We start from the raw sequence: 24,500 nt of genomic DNA, 5'->3' as shown, positions 1-24,500 counted from the left end.
ATCTGAATGTTTGAATATAAATTCGTAAAAGTCGAATTACATTGGGGGTTCACTCGCTCAAAACCAGCTGAAGACTACCAAGAAATTATTCAAGAACATGCTAGAGATGGCTGGAGGTTCGTACAGATTGTTGCCCCTACGTTTGGCAGTTCTGGACAACCTGAATATTTCGATCTCATATTCGAAAAGAAAATATCACTATAATACAAAAAAAGAGCAAGCTGAGAAGCTTACTCTTTTACTTATGACGACGGTTTTTCCCACCAATTGGAATTGGTTTCGCTAAATATTTAATTCTTTCCATAATACGTGCTGCTTTCATTTCTTCAGCCTCACCACGCTGCGTATACGTTAAATGGTGTTCCAGTTGTTTAAAATCAAAATTAGACGTAAAGAACGTCGGTAAGTTTTCTAACATACGGAATTGCAAGATTGCACCAAGCACATCGTCACGCACAAAGCTTGACATCGCTTCTGCCCCGATATCGTCTAACATTAAAACTTGTACGCGTTTAACCGCATCAATCTTTTCACCAATCGAATTATCTTGAATTGAACTTTTAATTTCACGTAAAAATTCCGGGAAGTATACGAGCATCGAACTTATTTTCTTTCGAGCAAGCTCGTTCGCTATTGCTCCTAAAAGGTACGTTTTTCCTACACCAAATTTACCGTACAAATATAAACCTTGTGCTTTTTTACCTGGTTCATATGTACTTAAAAATTCATTCGCTGCACCAATTGCATCGATACGTGCATTTAAATCAGAAGGGTCTAAGTTTTCCATAGTTGCCTGCAAAATATCCGTTGGCATATATACACTTTGAACGAGTTTTTCATATTTCTTTCTCTCGTCATGCGCTACTTTTCTAACGCAGCGATCGTATTGAATATCAATCATCTTCCCTTGAATAACAAGCTTTGGCTCATAACCTTGTAGCATATTTTTACATGAACCTAAATCCGGACAATCCACGCAACCTACACTTTGTCCAATATATTCATATAACTTCACAAGACTGCGCTCAATCATAGAAGTCGTTACTTCACCCTTATGTTCGTCTATAAATTCTTTCACACGCGGATGCGCCATTACTTCTGCCTTTAGTACTTCATATCTATTTTTAAAGTTTTCATTTTCCATTAATTTTGCAAATGAATTTTGAATATGCTCCATTTTCTCACCTCAAAGAGCGTTCATTCTCTTCTATTAATCACGCTTATATTTTTTTAACACTTCTTCTAGTCGTTTTCTTTCATCTTCTAGCGTACTTGCATCTTTTTCTACACTTGTATCTTTCTTCTCTGTTTCTTTCTCTTGTTCTTTCGGCTCTTCTTCCTTAAGCCAATCTGGCACCATTTCTTTCCGCACCGTTTTCTTCGCCGTACGGCCTTTTTTCTTCGTCTCAGCCCACTCTTGATATTGCCGGTTCTCTTCTTTCGCTAACGCCATCGCGTCCGCTACTGTACCGACCTTTTTACGTGCCCAATGCCCAGCAATCTTCTCGACATACGTTTTCGCAAGTTTCATATCTGAGCGTAGCATAACGTAATAAATAAGTACATTCACAACTCCTGGTGTCAATTTTTGATTAATCATGACATCTTCAACGATCTGCAAGTCCGCTTTCGTTGCCTCTGCACCACCAGAAATCTCTTTCAATAGTTGTTTTGGCGAGATTTCCTCTAGCTGCTTTATTAACATCTCCTCTTGCGATGAAGGCTCTTTCTCTTTCATCGTACGTGCAGCATGAGGCTGTACTCTTTCACTTAATACCGGTAATGCTTGACCATTTTCAAATTGATACCAATCGCGCGCTCCTTTTCTAAGCCTTTCCGTATCAATTGTTTGCATCTCTGTCACTGCACCAAGAACGATATTTTGCATCGATAACACATCTACACCATACACGTAAGCAAGTGTTATAACGCAGTCTCTCACTTGATCTGTAATCGCCTTTTTAGGAACAAGAGCGGACAATCCATCTACAAATAAAGAGAAATCAAAGAAATCATTCCAAACTTTCGGAGCGTCTCCCTTCTCGTTACTTGGCATAGTTGTCGTTTTTGGAATACGAAGGTCTTCTTGCGCATGCTCAAGCTGTCCTGGATTAAACGAACCAAACACATCATTGAAAGAACGCGTAACATTTTCATAAGAAGCAAAATCAAATTCTTCTTCTAAGAAATATTGCTTTACTTGATTATATTTTGTCCGGCTCAATCGATTGTATAAAAAGATACTTAAAACAATATCATCAAAAAACTGCTTCGGAGATAAAGGTGGTTGCAACTCATATATGAACATTCGAATATCTTTTTCTTTCTTAATATATACCTTCAATAGCCCAATTGCCTCTAACTTTACTCGTTCCTCATATATTTCAGGAAGTTGCATTTGCATAGTCACCATAAGGGAATGATGCGTATTCTCTTTTCCAAATACACGATCTTGCTCTAGCTCTCCCCATAGTGTCATGTATAAGCTAAAAGCTCTACTACCTATTAACGGCTGATACAACATCGTTAACACTTTTCGGTCGTAATTGTGCAGTAGCCCTTTCGCACTTACTTTATAACGATCAATCGGCAATAGCTCCATCCATGACTGTTTTTCCATTCTTGCTTTTCCTTTCTCTCATCCAATCTATCCTCTACTTCATTCGTTCTATCTTCATTATATAAATTCTTAGTGAAAAAGAGCTATTAGCTTGCGCTTCTAGCTCTCTTATCCTATTACTTACGGTATGTAAAGAGAATAAAATACAACTTCTACTCTCTTTCTTTTTGCAGTATATCTTTTAATTCTTCAATAAATACATTTAAATCTTTAAATTGACGATATACAGAAGCAAAACGTACGTAAGCAACATCATCAATATCGCGAAGTTCTTCCATGACAATTTCACCAATCATATCACTTTTCACTTCTGATATACCTAAATTACGCAGTTCACGTTCCACGCTTTGTGTTACTTCTTCTAATTGTCTTAAAGATACTGGTCTTTTTTCACACGCTTTAATTAAACCACGTAAAATCTTTTCTTTATTAAACTCTTCTCGTGTGCCTTCTTTTTTTACAACGATAAGAGGTGACTCTTCTACCCTTTCAAAGGTCGTAAAGCGACTTAAGCAGCTTTCACACTCTCTCCTTCTTCGAATAGAGCGCCCCTCGTCTACCGGACGCGAATCTAACACTCTTGTACCATTATGAGAACAGGATGGACAACGCAATACATTCACTCCTTTACACTATACTCTTTATTTTTCTCTACTCACTTCACCTAAAATATATATACAATATTATATAACTCATTCTAACTCTCTTACCACTTTAAGTTTCAGCGCATCACTTTATCATCTCATCCTTAAAAATAAGATGGTATATAGAGCACTACCTCATTTGCAAGAATCCAATTTATTCAACTAACGAGTACGTTATATTTTTCCTTTTTTATAAACTAAAAAAGAGGTGCATTATACACCTCTTTACATTTTAAATCAATTATGTTCTTTTTTAAAGAGCTTTTGTTTCTCTCTGCTTAATTTCGAAGCTACCAGTTCCTCGAGGAAGCTCGATGCTCTCACGCGTTTTCGCGTTTAAACCTTCTGCAATATATTCTGCAGCAACATTTGGATCAATACGATCCCCACAAGTATAAACATCAATACTTGCGTAACCGTGCTCCGGAAAGCTATGAATTGTTAAATGTGATTCCGAGATAATTACTACTCCACTTACACCTTGTGGTGCAAATTTATGGAAAGCAACCTCACGCACTTCAGCACCAGCTTTTAGTGCTGCATCCACAAATAATTGTTCAATATACGGCATGTCATTCAGTTTGTCGAAATCGCAATCCCAAAGTTCAGCAATCACGTGACGACCCATCGTATCCATAGTATCCATTCTACAGTTCCCCCTTGTAAATTTATTCTAACTGTTCGAATTGAAAACTAATTTGCAATTTGGCTTGCTCCACTACCACGGGGGAAAGTTAGTCCAGAGAGGTCCTAACCCTTTAAGTAGTGACTACGTACCTCAGCTCTTAAGTTTACGAGTGTTAGTATACTTTGTTTATTTTCATTTTGCAACAACAGTTTTTTCGATTTTCTGTCATATTTTCCTCTTTACTTTTCCCTAAAAAAAATAAACGATTCACAAATGCAGTAATCACAACGCTTCGTGGTATGTCCACTTTTTTAAATATACTTATATAATTTTTTTCCTTTTCAGAAAAAATTAAAAAAAGAGGGCAAATGTTGCCTTGCCCTCTCCTCCCTTATTCACTTAAATGTGTTGCACATTTTCTTGTTTCGCTAACTCTTCAACAACTAACGTTACAAGATCTACAACACGACGAGAGTAGCCCCACTCGTTATCATACCAAGCAAGTACTTTCACTTTACGATCACCCATTACCATTGTAGATAAACCATCAATAATAGCTGAGTGTGTATTTGTATTAAAGTCGATAGATACTAAAGGCTCTTCGCTGAATTCTACAATACCTTTTAACGCACCGTTTGCAACAGTTTTGAATGCATCGTTAATGGCTTCAACTGTCACATCGCGTTTTACATCTACTACTAAATCAACAAGAGACACGTTTGGTGTTGGTACACGAAGTGCCATACCATGAAGTTTTCCGTTTAAATGTGGAAGAACTTTTGCTAGCGCTTTCGCAGCACCTGTCGTTGTCGGAATGATTGATTGTCCGCAAGCACGTGCTCTTCTTAAATCTTTATGTGGGTTATCAATATTTTTTTGGTCATTTGTATAAGCGTGAACTGTCGTCATTAAACCGTTTTCAATTCCAAACTGCTCATCTAACACCTTCACAACAGGCGCTAAACAGTTTGTTGTACAAGATGCATTTGAAATAACAGTATGTTTTGTAATATCTAATTGGTCTTCGTTCACACCAACTACAATTGTTACATCTTCATTTTTACCAGGCGCTGTTAAAATTACTTTTTTCGCTCCAGCTTCAACGTGAAGAATTGCTTTTTCTTTTGAATTAAATTTACCAGTTGCTTCAATTACAACTTCAACACCTAAATCTGTCCAAGGCAATTCCTTTGGATCGCGGTTGTTTAAAAGGCGAATCATTTTTCCATCAACTAATAAGTGATCTTCAAATGCTTCTACTGTTCCGTCAAACTTGCCATGAACTGTATCATATTTAATTAAGTGTGCTAACGTTTCAGATGGATAGCTTGCATTGATTGCTACAATTTCGAATGCGCTTTCTTTTATTGCTTGACGAAATACCATTCTCCCAATACGTCCAAATCCATTAATTGCCACACGAGTCATAATATGTTATCCCCCTTGAATGCGTTATACTATTTATCTCCAATCCCAATAATAGTATAACACAAAAAGGGGATATGTCACTAAGCATTTTCATTAATTTCACAATTTTTTAGTCAATAATGTTCCACTTCTTTAAAATTACCTGCAATTGTGTTTTCGTTCCCATAATTGTGCCATCATTATTTATCACTTCATCTGCATTTTTCACTTTTTCTTCTAACGGCATTTGAGATTGAATACGAGCTGTTGCTTCTTCTTCTGAAAAGTTATTTCGTTTCATTAAACGTTCTAATTGCGTATGCGGCTTAACCGCTACAACTAAAATGCGGTCAACGAGACTTGTTAATTTGCTTTCAAATAAGAGAGGAATATCTAACACAACCGCTTGCATACCTTCTTTTATGTACATTTCCTTTTGCCTATTCATTTCCTCACGCACTGCAGGATGAACAATTTTATTTAACTGCAATCGTTTTTCTTCATTATAGAAAACGACACTTCCTAGTTTTGGACGATCTAGTTCTCCATCTTCTTGTAACACTTCCGTTCCAAATACTTCTACTATTTTGTTATATGCTGGTTTTCCTCGCTCTACAACTTCTCGTGCAATAATATCTGCATCAATAACTGGTATGCTCAGTTCACGAAACATTTGAGACACTGTACTTTTTCCACTTGCAATGCCTCCTGTTAATCCAATTACTACTGTCATCATAATCCTCCTCATAATAAAAGGCGCGAAACTAATGTTCCACGCCCATACTTACATTTTCCAAATTCCAATAATAATGAGTAATACTCCAGGCAGGAATGTAAATTTTTGTAACCACTTCATATTCGATAAAACCGTTCCAAGTTTCATTCCAATAAATAAAAACAAAGAACTCATAATTGCAACTAATATCGCCATCATAGCGGGTGCATACCCTAATAAAGATGCACCAATTCCGGCACCAAATGAGTCTACAGAAAGAGCGATACCAAGAAGCAATGCTTCTCCTGCAGAAATGGTGCCTGATTTATCAAAATCTGCTACAGTCGGTTTCCGTAAAATTTGAATCACTAGCCCTAGCGAGGCAATCTCTAATTTCCAGACCTTCTCCTCTTGCTTCGGTTCTTCTTTTTTCTCACTTCGAAAAAATTGATATAATACCCAAATCCCTATTCCAATAAGAACAAGCCCACCGATACGCGTTGCGATAACAGGTGAAAATACTTTCGCGATCATATGTCCAATTCCCATTGAAACAAGCATAACAGCCGCTGAACACATTCCGATAATTATAATTGATCTTAGTGGAATTCTTACGCTTCTTAAACCATATGTTAGCCCTACACTACAGCTATCCAAGCTTAATGTAAAAGCTAATAAAATAAGAGATAAATAAAGGTACATCGGTAAGCTCCTCCCTTATACATAGCTCTGCTGTATGTATATGACAAATGCCTATCCGATGTTATCTCTTTTCTATATTCTAGGCTGACAAATTGGGCAGTAATGCGTTCCTCGCCCGCCAACAACTGTTTTTTCTAATATCGTGCCACAAGTTACGCACGGCTCTCCTTTTTTCCCATATACATTTAGGAGTTCTTGGAAAGAACCAATTTGCCCTTGTGAGTTGATATACGTCCGAATTGTACTTCCGCCACGCTTTACTGCTTCGCCTAGCGTTGTAACGGTAGCCTCATAAATTCGCTCAATTTCTTCTACTGTTAAAGACGAAGCTTCTCGTTCCGGATGAATTTGAGAACGGAATAAAACTTCATCTACATATATATTTCCAAGCCCTACTAAAAGACGCTGATCCAGTAGCACAACTTTTATTTTACGATTTGTCTTTTGTAATCTTTCTTGTAAATACTGCGGTGTCATTTCAGCATCAAATGGCTCCGGACCTAAGTCCGCAAGAGGCATTTGGTTCATTTCTTCACCTTTCTTAAAGAGATGCATCGTACCAAACTTTCTCACATCTTTATAATGTAATTCCGTTCCATCTGTAAATAAGAAACGGACGTGCGTATGTTTATCAATCGGCTCATCCTCTTGATGTAGTAAAAACTTACCTTCCATACGCAAATGTGAAACAATAACATAATTCGTTACATATAAAAGCAAAAACTTTCCTCTTCGCTTTATTTTTTCAATCTTCTCGCCTTTTAGCATTCCTTTAAAGATTTCTGCATCATCCGGTCGTTTCACTATTTTTGGATAAGTAACAATAACATCTTCAATCGTTTTTCCTGTTACAAGATTTTCAAGTGTCCGTCTGACGTTTTCAACCTCTGGTAATTCAGGCATTTCATCACTTCCTTATTTTGCGTCGTACCAAGTTGGACCGTAAGAATAATCAACTTTCAGCGGAACTGCAAGTTCAATTGCATGCTCCATTACTTCAGGTACAAGCTTCTCTAATTTTTCAATTTCTTCTTTTGGCGCTTCAAATATCAATTCATCGTGTACTTGCAGAAGAAGACGTGCTTGTAATCCTTCTTCTTCTAAACGATCCGCCATAATAATCATCGCTTTTTTAATAATATCTGCGGCAGTACCTTGAATTGGTGTATTCATCGCTGTACGCTCAGCGAAGCTACGTAAATTGAAATTACGACTCGTAATTTCTGGAATATAACGGCGACGATTTAATAATGTAGCCACATATCCTTTTTGTTTCGCATCTTTTACGATGTCCTCCATGTATTCTTGTACACCAGGGAAACTTTCTAAATACTTTTCAATAAATTCCGCTGCTGCTTTTCTTGTAATTCCTAAGTTTTGTGAAAGACCATAATCACTAATACCATATACAATTCCGAAATTAACAGCTTTCGCTTGTCGTCTCATATTTGAAGTTACTTCATCTTTTTTAACGCCAAATACATCCATAGCTGTTTTCGTATGAATATCCATATCATGTTGGAATGCTTCAACTAGCCCTTTATCATTTGCAATATGAGCTAATACACGCAGTTCGATTTGTGAGTAATCAGCCGCATACATAATCCATCCTTCTTCTGACGGAACAAATGCCTGACGAATCTTTCTTCCTTCTTCTAATCGAATCGGGATATTTTGCAAGTTCGGATCCGTTGAACTTAATCGACCTGTTTGCGTTAACACTTGATTAAAGCGAGTATGAATTTTAGATGAATCTTCATGTACAACTTTCAATAAACCTTCAATGTAAGTTGAATTTAGTTTCCCTAATTGACGATAATGTAAAATATTTGGAATAATTTCATGGTGATTCATAAGCTTATCTAGTACATCAGCTGACGTAGAATAACCTGTTTTCGTCTTTTTAATAACCGGCAAGTTTAAGTTCTCAAACAGAATAACACCAAGCTGCTTCGGTGAATTAATATTAAATTCTGTTCCCGCAAGCTTATAAATTTCCTGTTCCATTTCCTTTAATCTACCCGCAAGTTCTTCTCCCATATTACGAAGACGCTCTGTATCAACTTTTACACCCTTTACTTCCATATCAGCTAATACACGTGCAAGCGGCAATTCTAACTCTGTAAACAGTTCATATTGCTCATTCTTCTTTAACTCTTCAACGAATGTTTGCTTTACATCATATAATACATGCACTTTACGAGCCACATGCTCCGCTACTACCTCTAACTTTGGAACAGCACGCTTCGCACCTTTTCCGTAAACTTCTTCATCAGATTTCACAGCATGCGTTTCTTTCATTTTCGCTACAGTACGGAAGTCTTTATCCGTATCAGCTGGATCAAGTAAATAAGCAGCGATTAATAGATCAAAGTCAATCCCTTGCATATCTATCCCATTCCATTTCAGTGCAACGATTGCACGCTTCGCATCAAATGTATGCTTTCTCATTTCTCCATCTGCAAGCCACTCTTTAAAAGCATCTGACTTAAGAGCAATGTCTGTCTGAATAAAGTAACATCCATTTTCATTTTGAATACCGAAACCTTGAATGTCTGCTTTATGATAGTTATCTTCTTGTACTTCAACGATAAGCGCACTATCTTGCTGAAGCATTTCTTCTGTAACTTCTTCCACAATATCAAATGTAATATCATCTAATTCAGCTGGAGCAGTTTCTTCTGGCGTAACGCCTAATTTATTTAAAAGGGATGTAAATCCTAAACTCTCGAACATTGGAATGACATCACTTGCTTCATATCCTTTATACGCCATATCATCCACATGAACTGTAATCGGCGCATCTGTAATAATAGTTGCAAGATCCTTACTCATAAGAGCTTGTTCTTTATTTTCTTCCAGTTTTTCTTTTAATTTCTTCCCACTTACTTGATCTATATTTTCATACACCGCTTCAACCGTTCCAAACTGTGTTAACAATTTAATTGCCGTTTTTTCACCAACTCCTGGTACACCTGGTATATTATCTGACTGGTCTCCCATTAAACCTTTCATATCGATAATTTGCTTTGGTGATAAGCTGTATTTTTCAAATAAAGCTTCTTTCGTATATTCATCCACTTCTGTAATCCCTTTTCGCGGAATACATACAAGCGTGTTATCAGAAACAAGTTGAAGTAAATCTTTATCTCCTGAAATAACTTTTACACTTGCCCCTTGCTCACTCGCTTCTTTCGCTAACGTTCCCATGATGTCGTCCGCTTCATAATTTTCTAATTCATAACGCGGTACATTGAACGCATCCAGCATCTCACGAATAAATGGGAATTGCTCTGATAATTCAGGTGGAGTCTTTTGACGCCCTCCTTTATACTCACTATACGTTTTATGACGGAACGTTGTTTTGCCTGCATCAAACGCCACTAACATATGAGTTGGCTTTTCTTCCTCTAATATTCTCATTAACATCATTGTAAAACCGTAAATTGCGTTCGTATGTATACCTTTGTCGTTATTTAAAAGCGGTAGTGCAAAGAAAGCACGATACGCGATATTATTACCATCTACTAATACGACCTTTTTTTCCAAAATTGAAACCTCCCCATACAAATTTGAAATGATTTTTTTCACAGAAAAAAACCGTTCCTTTCCTCTCTCTATATTAACATGACTAATAGAGAGAAGAAAAATAACGGCTATTTTCTTTCATATATAAAACAGACTTATATTGGCATAAAGGGAAGTGACGAGAACAGCTTAACTATTCTCGTCCAAAATTACTCCTTGGATGAAGGGGTTTTCATGTATTATATTAACAGAGCTTTATTAATATTTAATTAAGCCATTGTTAATATATTGTAAACATCCTTCATCCTATTTTTCAGTTGCTGATTTCGGTAAAACAACTGTAAACGTTGTCCCTTCTCCAACTTCACTATCTACTGTAATCGTACCTTGATGCGCCTCAACTAAATGCTTTACGATCGACAATCCAAGGCCGGTACCACCAGTATTTCTACTTCTTGCTTTATCCACCCGGTAGAAACGTTCAAAAATACGCGGAATTTCCTCTTTACTAATACCAATTCCAGTATCCGATACTTTTATATAAGCATTATATTTATCTTCCGCTAACTCTACTGAAACAACGCCTCCAGCCGGTGTATATACGATTGCGTTATTAATTAAATTAATAAAGATTTGTTTCAAACGACTTGGATCTCCAATAACAGAGGCACGTTTTAATACATTCACTTGTAAAGAGATTTCTTTTTCTCCTGCTTTATTATCAAGCACCATATGAATATCTTCAAGCAGCCCCTTCATGTCAACGGTTCCCATATTTAATTTAAATCCTTGTTGTTCGATCTTCGACAAATCTAATAAATCTTCAATTAATCCTTGCATGCGCTCACTTTCTTTTAAAATAATGTGCAAGAAATGTTCGCAGAATTTTTTATTATCCATCGCTCCGTCTAAGAGTGTTTCTGAAAAACCTTTAATAGAAGTAATCGGTGTCTTTAATTCATGAGAAACATTCGCTAAAAAGTCTTTTCTCATTTGTTCTAATTTCTTTAACTCTGTTATGTCATGGAATACGAGAACAATCCCTTTCCATTCATGGTTTGTCCCGATAATCGGCGCTCCATATACTTCGAAATGCTTCCGTTCAATTCCAAGTGGCAATAACATTTGTTTACGCACTTTCACTTCTGTCATAAAGATTTCTTCTACAAGCTCAATAATTTCTGTATGATGAAACGATTCATAATATAAGCGATCTAAATATTCTTCATCTGTTACGTGGAAAGTTTCCTTATAAGAGCGGTTTACAAGGTTTATATATCCTCGGCTATCAATTAAAATCATTCCGCTTCCCATATTTTCAATTAACGTATGCAGACGATCTTGCTGCATTTCTTGTTCAAGTGTCATCTCTTGTAAATTTCGAGCTAAAATATTAATCGCTTTACTCAGCATTCCTGTTTCATCCGAATGACTTTCGTATGCACGTGCTTTATAATTACCCTTTGCCAATTCAATTGCAACTTTCGTAACCGATTCAATCGGCCTAATATATTGCCCTGTAATTTTCATACCTAAAAATACAACTACGAGACAAGCAATGACAAATCCGATAATTAATAATCCCCACGTTTTTTGATGTACGTCTCTTAAAGGATCAATTATACTTTTCACCAAAATGTATCCTTGTTTTCCTTCTACATCTTGAACGAACACCGCATGATAAAATTCATTCTTTCGATCCGTTTCTTTCGTAATTACTTTACTTCGTTGTTTTGCCACTTCCGAAGAAAGTTCTTTAATCGTCTCTGGACTAAATGCCAATTCTTGTCCTTTTCTATATTGAACTTTCTTTTTTTCATCCAAAAATACGATAGAAGCTGGTATTTTTTCTTCTAACTTTTCAAATACGTATGGATTTTTTAAGACATTATCAAAACCTTGCTCTTCTGCTAACGTCGCAACATACTCCGTCTCTTTTACCATTCTCTCTTTAGCATGATCTATATAGTAGTTTTCAAACACAGTTTCTAGTAATAAACCTAGTCCAACTAAAATAAATACAATAAGAGAAACAAATGTAAAAAGAAGCCTGGAACGAAATTTATTCATTCCCTTTTGGCTCCTCTAATTTATATCCTAAACCACGTATCGTTTTAATGTACGTCGGTTTTTTCGTATTTTGTTCAATTTTATCGCGCAAATGGCTAATATGAACATCAACAATTCGTGTATCACCAGCAAAATCATAATTCCATACAGCACTTAATAATTGATCACGTGTCAACACGCGACTTTTATTTTTCGCAAGATACACAAGTAGTTCAAATTCTTTTGGTGTTAATTCAAGCTTTCTTCCTTGGAAATAAGCCTCATAAAACTCCGGTAAAATTTTAAGTTCTGCAATTGTGATGCTATCTTCATCTGGCGCTTCTGCAACTTGTTCTTCTTGTTGTAATTTCGTACGGCGCAAAATCGCCTTCACACGAGCAACTACTTCTCTTGGACTAAATGGCTTTGTCATATAATCATCTGCCCCAAGTTCAAGGCCTAGCACCTTATCAAACTCATCATCTTTTGCCGTTAACATTAAAATCGGCGTCATAACGCGCTGCAATCGTAATTCTTTACACACTTCCATACCATCCATTTTCGGAAGCATTAAATCTAATATAATTAAATCTGGGCGTTCTGTTGTCGCTTTTTGAAGCGCCATTTCTCCATCCATCGCTGTTATAACTTCAAACCCAGCTTGTTGTAAATTAAATTCGATTAAAGTTAAGATAAATTCCTCATCATCAACTACTAAAATACGATTGTTCATTCTTTTCCTCCAAGTTATAGACTTGAAACCTTCTTCATCCTAGTATTTTCCCCGTTATTCTCATCATACTAGAAAACAAGGTCCCTCTCAATATAATTGTCTATTCATGGATTCGGATTGTGCTATTGTTATTCCTAAAAACAATTACGTTCGCCTCAATTATGTTTTGTTATCCATACTTTATATACTTCCATATCGTTATTAAATTCTACTTCCGTATGAATATTGAGTTCTCGATTTTGTGCTAAGAGAAAAGATAAAGCATACGCTATTTTATAATCTGGTGTTTCATATCCATCAAATACTCTCCCGTACATTTCATTCACAAACCCGTCTGCCCACACTTGAGCTTCTCTTACCGTTTCAAAGATCGCGTCTTCTCTTTTCCACCTCACCTAAAAAATCACTCCTTTAATTGACTTCAATTACCGATGATAATATTATTAATCTTAATATATAAATTAATAATATTTGGAGGTCTATTATGCGACTAATACTATCCATTCTATCTTTAGCAATCACATGTATCCTTGCTTTTAACGCTCCTAGCTGGGATACGATTAAAACGGGGTGCTCAGAATTTGCTGAAGGGTTCAAAGCAGGGTTTTTCAACTAAAAATAGCGCTAGCATCCTTATTAAAGGTATGCTAGCGCTATTTTTATTTTCATCTTTTAAAAGTTATCTAATGCTTTTTCCATAATGGAAACAGATTTATAAGGTGGCGTTACTGTTAATGAACCCTTTACAACAGTTTCTCCTTTTTCATCATGAGCAGATACAAGCATATCAATTGTATGTTCCTCCTCAGAAACAGCCACAACTTCAAAGTGGATTTGTAACGTTTCATAATGGTGAACATGTTTCACGAATGTAAGGTCCTTTCTCGTAATATGACTTCCTGGACCCGGTAAATATTTCGTAACCGCCGTTGTAATCATTCCCGTTAGCATAATGCTTGGTACAATCGGCTTTTCATACGGAGTTTGGGATGCGTAATCATGCTGAATATATAATGGATTGGCATCATTCGTTAACCCTAAGTACAATAACAAATCTTTATCCTCAATTTTTTCAGTGATAGATAATTTCTCTCCTACTGTAATTTCATCCATTTTACGACCAATTTGAACTTTTTTCTTTAACATGTTACAACCCCCTCCGATTTTTTCACCTTATTATCCTACTAAAAGCGATACCTTATCCGAAATTTACTATGATGAGGGCAATGTATAGTATAAATCTACAGTTTCATTATAGGATATTACAAATGATAGCGTTTTCATATTATTTCAAAAAAACAATTCGGTAAATAGTAGAAAAAGATTCGGAATCCCGAATCTTTTTCACTACTATTCAATTATTAAACAAGAACTTTCATTACGTTACGTACAGATTCTACAGAGCGATCTAACGCTTCTTTTTCATCTGCAAGAAGTTCTAATTCAATAATTTTTTCAATTCCGTTACCACCTAGAATTACTGGTACCCCTAAGTAAAGGTCACTATAACCATACTCACCTTCAAGGTACGCAATAGCCGGTAATACACGGCGTTGATCTTTTAAGATTGCTTCTGTCATTTCAACTAAAGAAGCTGCTGGTGCGTAATATGCACTACCGTTTCCTAATAAGCCTACAATCTCACCGCCACCTTTACGTGTACGTTCTACGATTGCTTCTAAACGCTCTTTCGGAATTAACGTTTCTAACGGAATACCGCCTGCATATGAATAACGCACAAGAGGTACCATGTCGTCACCGTGTCCACCAAGAACAAATCCTGTAATATCTTTTACAGAAAGATTTAATTCTTGTGCGATGAATGTACGGAAACGAGCTGTATCTAATACACCCGATTGACCGATAACACGCTCTTTCGGGAATCCTGCTTCTTTAAATACAGAATATGTCATTGCATCAACTGGATTTGTTAACACAACAATAATTGCATTTGGTGAATGTTTTGCAATGTCGCGCGTAATACTTTTCATAATTTTAGAGTTTGTTGCTACTAAGTCATCACGGCTCATACCAGGCTTACGTGCAATACCTGCTGTAATAACGACAACGTCAGAATCAGCAGTATCTGCGTAATCAGATGTTCCAATAATGTTAGCATCAAAACCTTGTACTGGGCTCGCTTCTAACATATCTAACGCTTTCCCTTTTGTTGGATTTTCCAGTTGTGGAATGTCCACTAATACAACATCTGCCAGTTCTTTTTGTGCTAATAAGAATGCCGTTGTTGCTCCTGTAAATCCTGCACCGATGACTGAAACCTTCTTGCGTTTGATTGTCATAATTTACCCCCCGCTTTAATTATGCGTTTTTGATTATCGCTACATCCATGTTTTTAATAAGTTCATTAGCGAACTCAGAACATTTCACTTCTGTTGCACCTTCCATTAAGCGTGCGAAATCATAAGTTACTACTTTTGAAGCAATTGTTTTCTCAACAGAAGCAGTTACTAATTTCGCAGCTTCGTTCCATCCTAAGTGTTCTAATAATAATACACCTGAAAGAAGAACAGAAGATGGGTTTACTTTATCTAAACCTGCATATTTTGGAGCTGTACCGTGTGTAGCTTCAAAGATAGCATGTCCAGTCACATAGTTAATGTTTGCACCAGGTGCAATACCAATTCCACCTACTTGTGCAGCAAGTGCATCAGAGATATAGTCACCATTTAAGTTCATTGTTGCAACAACATCGAACTCACGTGGACGAGTTAAAATTTGTTGTAAGAAGATGTCTGCAATAGAATCTTTTACGATGATTTTTCCAGCCACTTCAGCGTCTGCCATCGCTTTATTCGCTGCATCTTTACCATCTTTTTCAACGATACGATCGTATTCAGCCCAAGTAAATACTTTGTCGCCGAATTCTTGTTCCGCTACTTCGTAACCCCAGTTTTTGAAAGCACCTTCTGTAAATTTCATAATGTTTCCTTTATGAACTAATGTAACAGAAGAGCGTTTTTCGTTAATTGCATATTGAATTGCAGCACGAACAAGACGCTTTGTCCCTTCTTCTGAAATCGGCTTAATACCAATACCAGATGTTTCTGGGAAGCGGATTTTATTAACACCCATTGCTTCTTTTAAGAAAGCAAGAACTTTTTCTGCTTCTGGAGATCCTTGTGCATATTCAATTCCAGCATAAATGTCTTCTGTATTTTCACGGAAAATAACCATATCAGTATCTTCCGGACGTTTTACAGGTGAAGGAACACCTTCAAAATAACGAACTGGACGTAGACATACATATAAATCTAATTCTTGACGAAGTGCTACGTTTAGAGAACGAATACCACCGCCAACTGGAGTTGTAAGTGGACCTTTAATCGCGATTAAATATTCACGAATTAAGTTTAAAGTTTCTTCTGGTAACCACTCGCCTGTTTGGTTGAATGCTTTTTCCCCTGCAAGCACTTCTTTCCAAACGATTTTCTTCTCACCATCATAAGCTTTTTCAACTGCTGCTTCTAGTACGCGAGATGCAGCCGCCCAAATATCAGGACCAATTCCATCTCCCTCGATAAATGGAATAATCGGATTGTTTGGTACATTCATAACACCATTAGTTACAGTAATTTTTTCACCTGTCGTCAATGTGATAACCCCCATGTTTGAAATTTCATATGTATGAAACTGAGGGAATAACCCCTCAGTTCAAACCGTTAGTCAAATTAAAATATTCTAATCATTACATCTTTCCGAAAAAATCAGACTTTTGAAAGCGTATTTTCACTATCAAAATAGTGTTATTCGCTTATCGTTGTGCAATTGGAACATACACTTGATGCGTTGGTCCATTATAATCAGCACGCGGACGAATTAAACGGTTGTTTTCATATTGTTCTAGAATATGAGCTAACCAGCCTGACATACGGCTAATTGCAAAAATAGGTGTAAATAAGTCATGGTCAATTCCTAAACAATGGTATACAGAAGCTGAATAGAAATCAACATTTGGTGGAAGACCTTTTTCTTTTGTTACAATGTCTTCAATTTTGATAGACATATTATACCATTTCTCTTCTCCTAAAAGCACGCATAATCTCTTAGACATTTCACGTAAGTGTTTTGCACGTGGATCACCCTGCTCATACACACGGTGGCCAAAGCCCATGATTTTCACTTTATTTTGAAGAGCATTATGAATATATGACTCTACATTTTCTTCTTCACCAATCTCAGTTAACATCTTCATTACATTTTCATTTGCCCCACCGTGAAGAGGACCTTTTAATGCACCGATTGCTGCTGTAATACCAGAATATACATCTGAAAGTGTAGCTACGCAAACACGTGCAGTAAATGTAGAAGCGTTTAACTCATGATCTGCATGAAGTACAAGCGCCTTATCAAAAGCTTCAATTTCAACTTCATTTGGCTCGCGATCATTTAACATGTACAAGAAGTTTGCAGCTAATGATAAATCCTTTCTTGGCTCAACAATATCTAAACCTTTACGGATTCTCGCGTAAGCAGCAACTAAAGTTCCGACTTGCGCCTGTAATTTAACCGCTTTCAAATAATTGGACTTTTCATCCATAATTTCAGCGCTCTCATCGTATAATGATAGCATGGAAATTGCAGTTCGTAAAACAGACATCGGATGTGCAATTTTTAAATCTACTTGTTTCAAATATGTTAAAATCTCACCTGGAACTTTATAGTATTCAGATACAATTTCATTAAATTCCGCTAGTTCTTTTTCATTAGGAAGCTTGCGGTGCCATAATAAGTACACTACTTCTTCAAACGTAGCATTCTCAGCTAAATCATCAATATTATACCCAACATAAGTTAATGTATCATCAATAATAGAGCTCACAGATGATGTTGTTGCTACTACCCCTTCTAAACCTCGAATAACAGTCATGACATTCTCTCCTTTTCCTGAAAATTCTCCCAACCTTGCTCCTTATATCTATTTGCTCCCCTTATGAATTATGAACGCCCGTTCACTCTTTAGGCAAGCAAAATGCACGATCATGCAAATTTGTTGCGATGTTCCCCTCTTATTGTCCATTGTTTACATGGAAAGCATGAGCGTGAATGTCTCCCCGAATCCTCACGCTCAAAACAACAAGTTAGTGAGGAAAATACATTCCGAAGAGTTTTATGATAAAAACAACATAAAACAATATCATTATAAAATTGTTTTATGTTGTTTTTATTTTATCTGGTGTAAAGTCTCTGCTGTTATGTAACTTTTCAAAGTTTCTAATCCTATTATAAACAATTATCTGACTTTTGTGAACAGAAAGAATTCAAAAATTTTATATTACTATAAAATTCCTTATTTAAACATCTGTATAATACTCATAACCGCATAGGCAATTCCAGCCCCAATTAACGGACCAACAGCAACCCCATTAAATAGCGCAACCGCTATAATTGTCCCAAAAACAAGCGCAGTTGTAATGTGAGGATCCGTCGTCAACAATTGTACGCCGCCTTTCGCTAACAAAGCGACCGCTACACCTGAAGCTAAAGCAATCCACGCATAATAAGATTTCGCCGCTTCTCCAAGTTGTTTAAAACCTATTTCCCCTGTCGCAATCGGTACGAGCACCGCTATTGTAATGACCGTTACACCTAGGTTAATTCCTTTCGTTTGTAAATAAGGAAAGACCTTATCTCCTAAAAACGTAAACTTCAATAAAAATAACACGCCAATAGCTACAGTAAGCGATTGGTTTTTAGCAATAAGTCCTATAATAAGTAGTATGAATAAAAATAACGTTGACTGACTAATCATGTTTGCACTTCCTTTCTGAAAATAATGAACTCATTTCCAAACAAAAATACCTTTAAACCTATCGTTATACATGCTATATCGATGCCTATTCAACATGAATCACTTCATTTTTTATGTATTTTAAAATGACAAACTGAGACTTTCACCATCAAAATTTAAGCATGTATACATTTTAAAAAACGGGCGTCTCTTCTTTCTTTTCTAATTAGAAACAGGTAAAATAAAAAGAAGAGAAAATGAAGTTTTTACCATATAGTAGAAGCATCAACACCAAGCTTTCACAGTCACTCATATACTGAAAAAGCAGGAAAAATCCATCATTCCACTATAACATAAAGTGAAACTTTAATCAGTGGGGCATTTTCCACTGATTATTAGCCTTCACCAATCGGGCTTTTACGGGCAGTTTATCTCCAGCTAACTCCTTTGATCCAGCCGCACTTCGGGTAGGAGATTTACTGCCCGTTAATGCGGGGTAAAGTGAAACTTTAATCAGTGGAGCACACTCGTTATAAGTTGAACGAATTAGGATAATCCAAATTGGAATGGGAGGTATACATCTTTGAACCGAAACTTACTATATATGATATTGCGACTCATATTTGTCATTGTAGCAACGGTAGCTGGGTTCTATGTATTACTATACATGTCAGGGCTTATCTATCCTTTTATTATCGCTTTTGCATTTGCTTATTTGATTAATCCTGTCGTCAATTTCCTTAATCAAAAACTACAATTTCCTCGCGCACTAGCAGTACTCGTTAGCTTAATTCTCGTATTTGGAGCTATCGTTGGACTTGTTACATATCTTGTGACTGAAGCAATATCTGCCACAACATACTTACTACAACTTGTTACAGTAAAGTTTCCAGATATCGTTACATTCGCTCAGCAATTTGCACTTAATCATATTATGCCTCTCTACGATGATTTAATCTCTAAATTTAATCATCTTGGAGAACCACAGCGCTATACAATTACACAAAACATTCAAAACTTAGGAACAGAAGCAACAACACAAATGAAAGAACTTTTAACCGCCATTATAAGCGGGTTAACGAATTTCATTAGTGCACTGCCAACAACTTTAACTGTTCTTGTATTCATTTTATTAGCCACTTTCTTCATTAGTTACGATTGGCACCGTCTTGCTCAGAAAGCAAGAAAATTGCTACCGAATCGTGTACATGGCTATGGAAAAACTATTTTTGTCGACTTAAGAAAAGCTTTGTTTGGTTTTGTGAAAGCACAACTTACACTCGTATCTATGACAACCGTCATTGTACTAATCGGACTTTTAATATTACGCGTACCATACGCCATTACTATTGCGATTATTACAGGAGTTGTAGATTTACTACCATACTTAGGAACAGGCGCAGTCTTCGTTCCATGGGTTATATACGTATTTTTCACTGGCGATACCGCATTCGCCATTGGTCTTCTCATTTTATACATCGTCGTGATTGTCCAAAGACAAATTATGGAGCCGAAAGTACTTTCATCTAACATCGGTCTCGATCCATTAGCAACACTCGTCGCTCTATTTGTCGGCTTTAAACTTTTTGGCTTTTTAGGATTAATCATCGGCCCAGTCACCTTAGTACTACTTAATACATTACACAAAGCTAATGTCTTCCATGACTTGTGGAAATATATTAAAGGTTCACCTTCAAAATAATAGTTTCTAATTCATACACAACAAAAAACTTACATGTAATCAGTGGGAATTTCCCACTGATTATTCCTTGTACTTATTTTTCATACTCATTACATAAAACAAGAGAATTGCACTCAGAAAAGATAATTCTCTTGTTTTTTTGCATGAAAAACGCATATTTCGTGGTATTTTTACATATTTATTCTATTTATTTTATAATTATCATTTACATTTATTACTTTTTATGTAAATGAATAAATATACAAAGTAGCATAAAACAAGACTTCAACTAACAATCTCCGCCTTTTTATATGAATTTTTTACACCAATCGTTCCTTTATATAAGAAAGCAAAAATTTAATTCAGCAGCGTTCCCTCCATCTTATTCATCTAAATTAATAGCACTAAAAAACCACAAGTTTAATCGAAGTACACACAAGAGTTCAAACGAAAATTATATAGCACATATAATAAGCGAACGTTTTGTTCATCCCCACTCATCATTCGCCCCACACCAGACACTTACGAGCAGCCCAGCTTTGAGATAGAAATTCCACCCCACAAATAGCGCGGTAAAGCAAAGCTTCAACCAGAAAGTTCCTCTCCTCTTACAACACAAAAAATAGCACTTAGATTTCTACAATCTAAGTGCTATTTCTGAATAATAATAGTAGAGTTCTTTCTAAATTTCCATTCCATCCACTTCATAACAAGCGGCTTCAATAAAGCTCTCGTAATAGGGATCACGCAGATAAACCCTAGCACATCTGTCACATACCCAGGAAGCACTAAGAGAATACCTCCTACAAATACAAAAATACCATCTAGTACCGCCTCACCTGGCATTTCCCCTCTATTCAACTTAGATTGAATCTCTCCAAGCACTTTAAACCCTTGTCTTTTCGCCAAATACACACCTACAACACCTGTAAATACAATCATAGCGAACGTAGACCATAAACCTATTACATGACTTGATCCAATTAAGACCGTAATCTCAATCGCCGGTATTAAAATAAACAAGAATAGTAACCACTTCATAGTTCTACACCTCTCTCACAACTCACTTTTAACGTCCTCACAACGCCTATATACATCATATGAAATATAGATACTCTTTCATATTAAAACACATAACAAACAGCTTTTAAAAGCAATTCTAGGCGCTTTAAGCTAATTCTATCTCGTTTTTGTGTAAAAAAAAGAGAAGGACTCCGATCCTTCTCTCCGTATTACTTATAGCACTTCCGCATGTCCATTATAAACAATTCCGCGTGCTGCATCAACTGTTACTTCTTGGCCATTTTTTAAAGTTGCTGTTACGCCGTTTACACCAACGATAACAGGAATACCGATTGATACGCCTACAACAGCTGCATGGCTTGTTAAGCCACCTTCTTCTACAACTAAAGCCGCAGCTTTTTCGATTGCAGGAATCATATCTTTATCAGTGCTTGTTGTAACAAGGATATCACCTTCGTTTACGTTCGCTACAGCTTCAGCAGCTGTTTTTGCTACAACTACTTTACCTTTTGCAGCTTTACGACCAATTCCTTGTCCTTTAGCAATTTCTTCACCAACAACGTGGATTTTCATTAAGTTTGTTGTACCAGTTTCAGCAACTGGAACACCCGCAGTAATCACTACAGTATCTCCAAGTCCAATTAGACCCGCATCCATACCTGTTTGAATTGCTGTATCTAACATTTCGTCAGTTGAAGCTGCGCGCTTCTCAGCCATAAATGCTTGTACACCCCAAACAAGTGCAAGACGACGTCCTACTTGCTCGTCAGATGTTACAGCTACGATTGGAGATTTTGGACGGTATTTAGAGATCATTTTCGCAGTATATCCACTTTCTGTTGGAGCTACGATTGCAGCTACATCAAGAGCAAGTGCTGTATGCGCAACAGATTGGCTAATTGCATCTGTAATTGTTGGAGTGAACTCTTTAATACGTTTTTTGAACATATCTTCATATTGTAATGATTTTTCAACACGTACCGCAATGTTAGCCATCATTGTTACCGCTTCTACTGGGTATTGTCCAGCAGCTGTTTCACCTGAAAGCATGATTGCATCTGTACCATCGAAGATTGCGTTAGCTACGTCACTTGCTTCCGCACGAGTTGGACGTGGGTTACGTTGCATAGAATCTAACATTTGTGTTGCAGTAATAACCGGTTTACCTAACACGTTACATTTTTTAATTAGACGTTTTTGTACTAACGGTACTTCTTCTGGTGGAATTTCTACACCCATATCACCACGAGCTACCATTAAACCGTCAGAAACTTCTAAGATTGAATCGATGTTGTCGATACCTTCTTGGTTTTCGATTTTTGGTACGATTTGGATGTATTGAGCGTTATGCTCTTCTAATAATTCACGGATTTCTAATACGTCAGACGCTTTACGTACGAATGAAGCTGCAATGAAATCAACTTTTTGCTCGATACCGAAGATGATATCTTTTACGTCTTTTTCAGTGATACCAGGAAGCTTAATGCTTACGTTTGGTACGTTAACACCTTTTTTATTTTTTACAGTTCCGCTGTTAAGAACTTTTGTACGGATGTTTCCATCAGCTTTTTCGATTACTTCTAGTTCGATAAGACCGTCATCGATTAGAATACGAGAACCCGGGTCTACATCGTCATAAAGACCAGCATAAGATACAGAGAACTTCTCTGCAGTACCTAATACTTGCTCAGTAGAAAGAACTACCTCTGCACCTGTTACAAGCTCAGCTTGTCCGTCTACGAAGTCGTGAGTACGGATTTCTGGACCTTTTGTATCAAGTAAGATACCAACTGTTTTACCAGTTTTCTTTGAAGCTTCACGAATGTTTTTAATACGAGCTCCGTGCTCTTCATGGCTACCATGAGAGAAGTTTAAACGAGCAACGTTCATACCTGCTTCGATTAATTGCTCTAATTTTTCAATACTTTCACTAGCAGGACCTATAGTACATACAATTTTAGTTTTACGCATATTGCACCTCCGAAAATTATGAAACCGTTCCCAAATATCTGACATTACGCCGATTAGATGGATAATTCTTTAGATAATTGATACATATCTTTATCGATTGTATGCTTTTGAGCTAACGCTTCGATAATGTCATGATCAACAAGTTTATTATCTTGAATACCTACACAACGTCCACCTTTACCAGCAATTAACAACTCAACTGCTCTTGCACCAAGACGACTTGCTAATACACGGTCTTGTGCACTTGGTGATCCACCACGTTGTACGTGACCTAATACAGTTACACGAGTATCAAAGTTTGTTGCTTCTTCAATGTGCTTACCGATGTCAATTGCACTTCCAACACCTTCAGCTACAATGATAATACTGTGTTTTTTACCACGTTCGCTACCACGTTTTAGACGAGCGATTACATCATCCATGTCATACTCTTCTTCTGGAATTAAGATTGTTTCTGCACCATCAGCTAAACCAGCCCATAATGCGATATCTCCAGCATGACGTCCCATTACTTCGATAACATATGTACGTTCATGAGATGTAGCTGTATCACGGATTTTATCAATTGCATCAATAACAGTGTTTAAAGCTGTATCGAAACCAATTGTGAAGTCTGTTCCAGGGATATCATTGTCGATTGTACCTGGTACACCAACACATGGGAATCCTTGTTCAGTTAATTTTTTAGCGCCTTGGTAAGAACCATCTCCACCAATAACAACAAGTCCTTCGATACCATGTTTCTTTAATTGCTCGATACCTTTTAGTCGTACTTCTGGGTCTTTAAACTCAGGACATCTTGCTGTATATAATTTCGTACCACCGCGGTGGATAATATCGCCAACAGAACCAAGTTCTAATTTTTCAATGTGACCAGAAATTAATCCAGCGTATCCATGGTAAATACCATATACTTCAATATCATGGAAAATCGCTTTACGAACAACTGCACGAATGGCAGCATTCATACCAGGTGAATCTCCACCACTTGTTAATACACCAATACGTTTCATTTGTACTCACCTCATAAAGATTATTTGCCTTATAATA

General features: G+C 36.7%; 23 protein-coding genes. 3 read left to right on the top strand and 20 right to left on the bottom strand.

Translation table 11 applies throughout. The features are described 5' to 3' along the window. Positions 1-6: 6 nt before the first annotated feature. On the top strand, positions 7-204 hold the full coding sequence (locus ES895_RS01130; protein ID WP_000464456.1) for a DUF4177 domain-containing protein: 198 nt from the start codon (positions 7-9) through the stop codon (positions 202-204). A 34-nt stretch (positions 205-238) separates the two neighbouring features. On the opposite strand, the gene dnaI is transcribed toward ES895_RS01130, so the two are convergent. The 12 genes from dnaI to ES895_RS01070 form a co-directional block, all read right to left on the bottom strand. Then, on the bottom strand, positions 239-1,177 hold the full coding sequence (dnaI, locus tag ES895_RS01125) for a primosomal protein DnaI (RefSeq protein WP_000400104.1): 939 nt from the start codon (positions 1,175-1,177) through the stop codon (positions 239-241). 33 nt (positions 1,178-1,210) lie between these two features. Then, positions 1,211-2,620, bottom strand: a complete 1,410-nt coding sequence (locus ES895_RS01120; protein ID WP_000415029.1) for a replication initiation and membrane attachment family protein — start codon at positions 2,618-2,620, stop codon at positions 1,211-1,213. Between the two features lie 152 nt (positions 2,621-2,772). Next, positions 2,773-3,234 (bottom strand): transcriptional regulator NrdR, encoded by a 462-nt coding sequence (gene nrdR / locus ES895_RS01115; RefSeq protein ID WP_001203687.1) that lies wholly within the window; start codon positions 3,232-3,234, stop codon positions 2,773-2,775. Positions 3,235-3,517: 283 nt separating this feature from the next. Then, positions 3,518-3,901, bottom strand: coding sequence for an adenosylmethionine decarboxylase (speD, locus tag ES895_RS01110; RefSeq protein ID WP_098413228.1), 384 nt, complete (start codon positions 3,899-3,901; stop codon positions 3,518-3,520). Between the two features lie 390 nt (positions 3,902-4,291). Beyond that, positions 4,292-5,320 (bottom strand): glyceraldehyde-3-phosphate dehydrogenase, encoded by a 1,029-nt coding sequence (locus tag ES895_RS01105; protein WP_000198974.1) that lies wholly within the window; start codon positions 5,318-5,320, stop codon positions 4,292-4,294. A gap of 109 nt (positions 5,321-5,429) precedes the next feature. After that, positions 5,430-6,032 carry a dephospho-CoA kinase gene (gene coaE, locus ES895_RS01100; protein ID WP_000219315.1) on the bottom strand — a complete coding sequence of 201 codons (603 nt, stop codon included), beginning with the start codon at positions 6,030-6,032 and terminating at the stop codon, positions 5,430-5,432. 51 nt (positions 6,033-6,083) lie between these two features. Beyond that, entirely contained in the window at positions 6,084-6,716 is a 633-nt protein-coding gene (gene ytaF, locus ES895_RS01095) for a sporulation membrane protein YtaF (RefSeq protein WP_000281743.1), read from the bottom strand. A gap of 72 nt (positions 6,717-6,788) precedes the next feature. After that, complete coding sequence (gene mutM / locus ES895_RS01090) at positions 6,789-7,619, bottom strand: DNA-formamidopyrimidine glycosylase (protein ID WP_001114496.1); 831 nt, start codon at positions 7,617-7,619, stop codon at positions 6,789-6,791. Positions 7,620-7,631: 12 nt separating this feature from the next. Further along, a complete protein-coding gene (gene polA, locus ES895_RS01085; protein ID WP_000412804.1) occupies positions 7,632-10,265 on the bottom strand; it encodes a DNA polymerase I in 2,634 nt (877 codons plus the stop codon). Between the two features lie 285 nt (positions 10,266-10,550). After that, positions 10,551-12,314, bottom strand: a complete 1,764-nt coding sequence (phoR, locus tag ES895_RS01080; RefSeq protein ID WP_001032106.1) for a sensory box histidine kinase PhoR — start codon at positions 12,312-12,314, stop codon at positions 10,551-10,553. Continuing rightward, positions 12,307-13,026, bottom strand: coding sequence for a two-component system response regulator PhoP (gene phoP, locus ES895_RS01075; RefSeq protein ID WP_001065220.1), 720 nt, complete (start codon positions 13,024-13,026; stop codon positions 12,307-12,309). The genes phoR and phoP overlap by 8 nt, the downstream gene beginning before the upstream one ends. Before the next feature lie 155 nt (positions 13,027-13,181). Next, positions 13,182-13,421 carry a hypothetical protein gene (locus ES895_RS01070; protein ID WP_097998297.1) on the bottom strand — a complete coding sequence of 80 codons (240 nt, stop codon included), beginning with the start codon at positions 13,419-13,421 and terminating at the stop codon, positions 13,182-13,184. A gap of 89 nt (positions 13,422-13,510) precedes the next feature. Between ES895_RS01070 and ES895_RS29950 the strand changes: the two genes are divergently transcribed. After that, on the top strand, positions 13,511-13,642 hold the full coding sequence (locus ES895_RS29950) for a hypothetical protein (protein ID WP_001237019.1): 132 nt from the start codon (positions 13,511-13,513) through the stop codon (positions 13,640-13,642). A gap of 56 nt (positions 13,643-13,698) precedes the next feature. Here ES895_RS29950 and ES895_RS01065 read toward each other — a convergent pair whose 3' ends face one another. The 5 genes from ES895_RS01065 to ES895_RS01040 all read right to left on the bottom strand — a co-directional run bounded on the left by ES895_RS01065 (position 13,699) and on the right by ES895_RS01040 (position 18,796). Further along, a complete protein-coding gene (locus tag ES895_RS01065; RefSeq protein ID WP_000914181.1) occupies positions 13,699-14,172 on the bottom strand; it encodes a MaoC family dehydratase in 474 nt (157 codons plus the stop codon). Positions 14,173-14,387: 215 nt separating this feature from the next. Beyond that, on the bottom strand, positions 14,388-15,326 hold the full coding sequence (mdh, locus tag ES895_RS01060; protein ID WP_000153232.1) for a malate dehydrogenase: 939 nt from the start codon (positions 15,324-15,326) through the stop codon (positions 14,388-14,390). Between the two features lie 19 nt (positions 15,327-15,345). Further along, the gene (gene icd / locus ES895_RS01055; protein WP_000206898.1) at positions 15,346-16,638 is read right to left on the bottom strand and encodes an NADP-dependent isocitrate dehydrogenase; all 1,293 of its coding nucleotides are present in this window, start codon (positions 16,636-16,638) and stop codon (positions 15,346-15,348) included. A 160-nt stretch (positions 16,639-16,798) separates the two neighbouring features. Beyond that, the gene (gene citZ / locus ES895_RS01050) at positions 16,799-17,947 is read right to left on the bottom strand and encodes a citrate synthase (RefSeq protein ID WP_000503652.1); all 1,149 of its coding nucleotides are present in this window, start codon (positions 17,945-17,947) and stop codon (positions 16,799-16,801) included. A 387-nt stretch (positions 17,948-18,334) separates the two neighbouring features. Then, positions 18,335-18,796, bottom strand: coding sequence for a DUF441 domain-containing protein (locus ES895_RS01040; protein WP_000625507.1), 462 nt, complete (start codon positions 18,794-18,796; stop codon positions 18,335-18,337). Between the two features lie 562 nt (positions 18,797-19,358). Here ES895_RS01040 and ytvI point away from each other — a divergent pair. After that, positions 19,359-20,477 carry a sporulation integral membrane protein YtvI gene (ytvI, locus tag ES895_RS01035; RefSeq protein WP_001081388.1) on the top strand — a complete coding sequence of 373 codons (1,119 nt, stop codon included), beginning with the start codon at positions 19,359-19,361 and terminating at the stop codon, positions 20,475-20,477. A 630-nt stretch (positions 20,478-21,107) separates the two neighbouring features. Here ytvI and ES895_RS01030 read toward each other — a convergent pair. From ES895_RS01030 to pfkA, 3 genes are all read right to left on the bottom strand, one after another. Beyond that, positions 21,108-21,497 carry an FxsA family protein gene (locus ES895_RS01030; RefSeq protein ID WP_000871631.1) on the bottom strand — a complete coding sequence of 130 codons (390 nt, stop codon included), beginning with the start codon at positions 21,495-21,497 and terminating at the stop codon, positions 21,108-21,110. Between the two features lie 195 nt (positions 21,498-21,692). Further along, positions 21,693-23,450 carry a pyruvate kinase gene (pyk, locus tag ES895_RS01025; protein ID WP_001232673.1) on the bottom strand — a complete coding sequence of 586 codons (1,758 nt, stop codon included), beginning with the start codon at positions 23,448-23,450 and terminating at the stop codon, positions 21,693-21,695. Between the two features lie 53 nt (positions 23,451-23,503). Further along, positions 23,504-24,463 (bottom strand): 6-phosphofructokinase, encoded by a 960-nt coding sequence (gene pfkA / locus ES895_RS01020; protein WP_000821156.1) that lies wholly within the window; start codon positions 24,461-24,463, stop codon positions 23,504-23,506. Positions 24,464-24,500: the final 37 nt, after the last annotated feature.

The organism is Bacillus sp. 007/AIA-02/001 (genome assembly GCF_004634455.1).
Lineage (GTDB): Bacteria > Bacillota > Bacilli > Bacillales > Bacillaceae_G > Bacillus_A > Bacillus_A cereus.
This window is presented reverse-complemented; position numbering and strand designations above follow the sequence as displayed.

What these genes read in the sequence shown, in the direction of transcription:
- ES895_RS01130 (WP_000464456.1), top strand. Translation starts at nt 7, where the DNA reads ATGTTTGAATATAAATTCGTAAAAGTCGAATTACATTGGGGGTTCACT.
- dnaI (WP_000400104.1), bottom strand. Translation starts at nt 1,177, where the DNA reads ATGGAGCATATTCAAAATTCATTTGCAAAATTAATGGAAAATGAAAAC.
- ES895_RS01120 (WP_000415029.1), bottom strand. Translation starts at nt 2,620, where the DNA reads ATGGAAAAACAGTCATGGATGGAGCTATTGCCGATTGATCGTTATAAA.
- speD (WP_098413228.1), bottom strand. Translation starts at nt 3,901, where the DNA reads ATGGATACGATGGGTCGTCACGTGATTGCTGAACTTTGGGATTGCGAT.
- ES895_RS01105 (WP_000198974.1), bottom strand. Translation starts at nt 5,320, where the DNA reads ATGACTCGTGTGGCAATTAATGGATTTGGACGTATTGGGAGAATGGTA.
- coaE (WP_000219315.1), bottom strand. Translation starts at nt 6,032, where the DNA reads ATGACAGTAGTAATTGGATTAACAGGAGGCATTGCAAGTGGAAAAAGT.
- ytaF (WP_000281743.1), bottom strand. Translation starts at nt 6,716, where the DNA reads ATGTACCTTTATTTATCTCTTATTTTATTAGCTTTTACATTAAGCTTG.
- mutM (WP_001114496.1), bottom strand. Translation starts at nt 7,619, where the DNA reads ATGCCTGAATTACCAGAGGTTGAAAACGTCAGACGGACACTTGAAAAT.
- phoR (WP_001032106.1), bottom strand. Translation starts at nt 12,314, where the DNA reads ATGAATAAATTTCGTTCCAGGCTTCTTTTTACATTTGTTTCTCTTATT.
- phoP (WP_001065220.1), bottom strand. Translation starts at nt 13,026, where the DNA reads ATGAACAATCGTATTTTAGTAGTTGATGATGAGGAATTTATCTTAACT.
- ES895_RS29950 (WP_001237019.1), top strand. Translation starts at nt 13,511, where the DNA reads ATGCGACTAATACTATCCATTCTATCTTTAGCAATCACATGTATCCTT.
- ES895_RS01065 (WP_000914181.1), bottom strand. Translation starts at nt 14,172, where the DNA reads ATGTTAAAGAAAAAAGTTCAAATTGGTCGTAAAATGGATGAAATTACA.
- mdh (WP_000153232.1), bottom strand. Translation starts at nt 15,326, where the DNA reads ATGACAATCAAACGCAAGAAGGTTTCAGTCATCGGTGCAGGATTTACA.
- ES895_RS01040 (WP_000625507.1), bottom strand. Translation starts at nt 18,796, where the DNA reads ATGATTAGTCAGTCAACGTTATTTTTATTCATACTACTTATTATAGGA.
- ES895_RS01030 (WP_000871631.1), bottom strand. Translation starts at nt 21,497, where the DNA reads ATGAAGTGGTTACTATTCTTGTTTATTTTAATACCGGCGATTGAGATT.
- pyk (WP_001232673.1), bottom strand. Translation starts at nt 23,450, where the DNA reads ATGCGTAAAACTAAAATTGTATGTACTATAGGTCCTGCTAGTGAAAGT.
- pfkA (WP_000821156.1), bottom strand. Translation starts at nt 24,463, where the DNA reads ATGAAACGTATTGGTGTATTAACAAGTGGTGGAGATTCACCTGGTATG.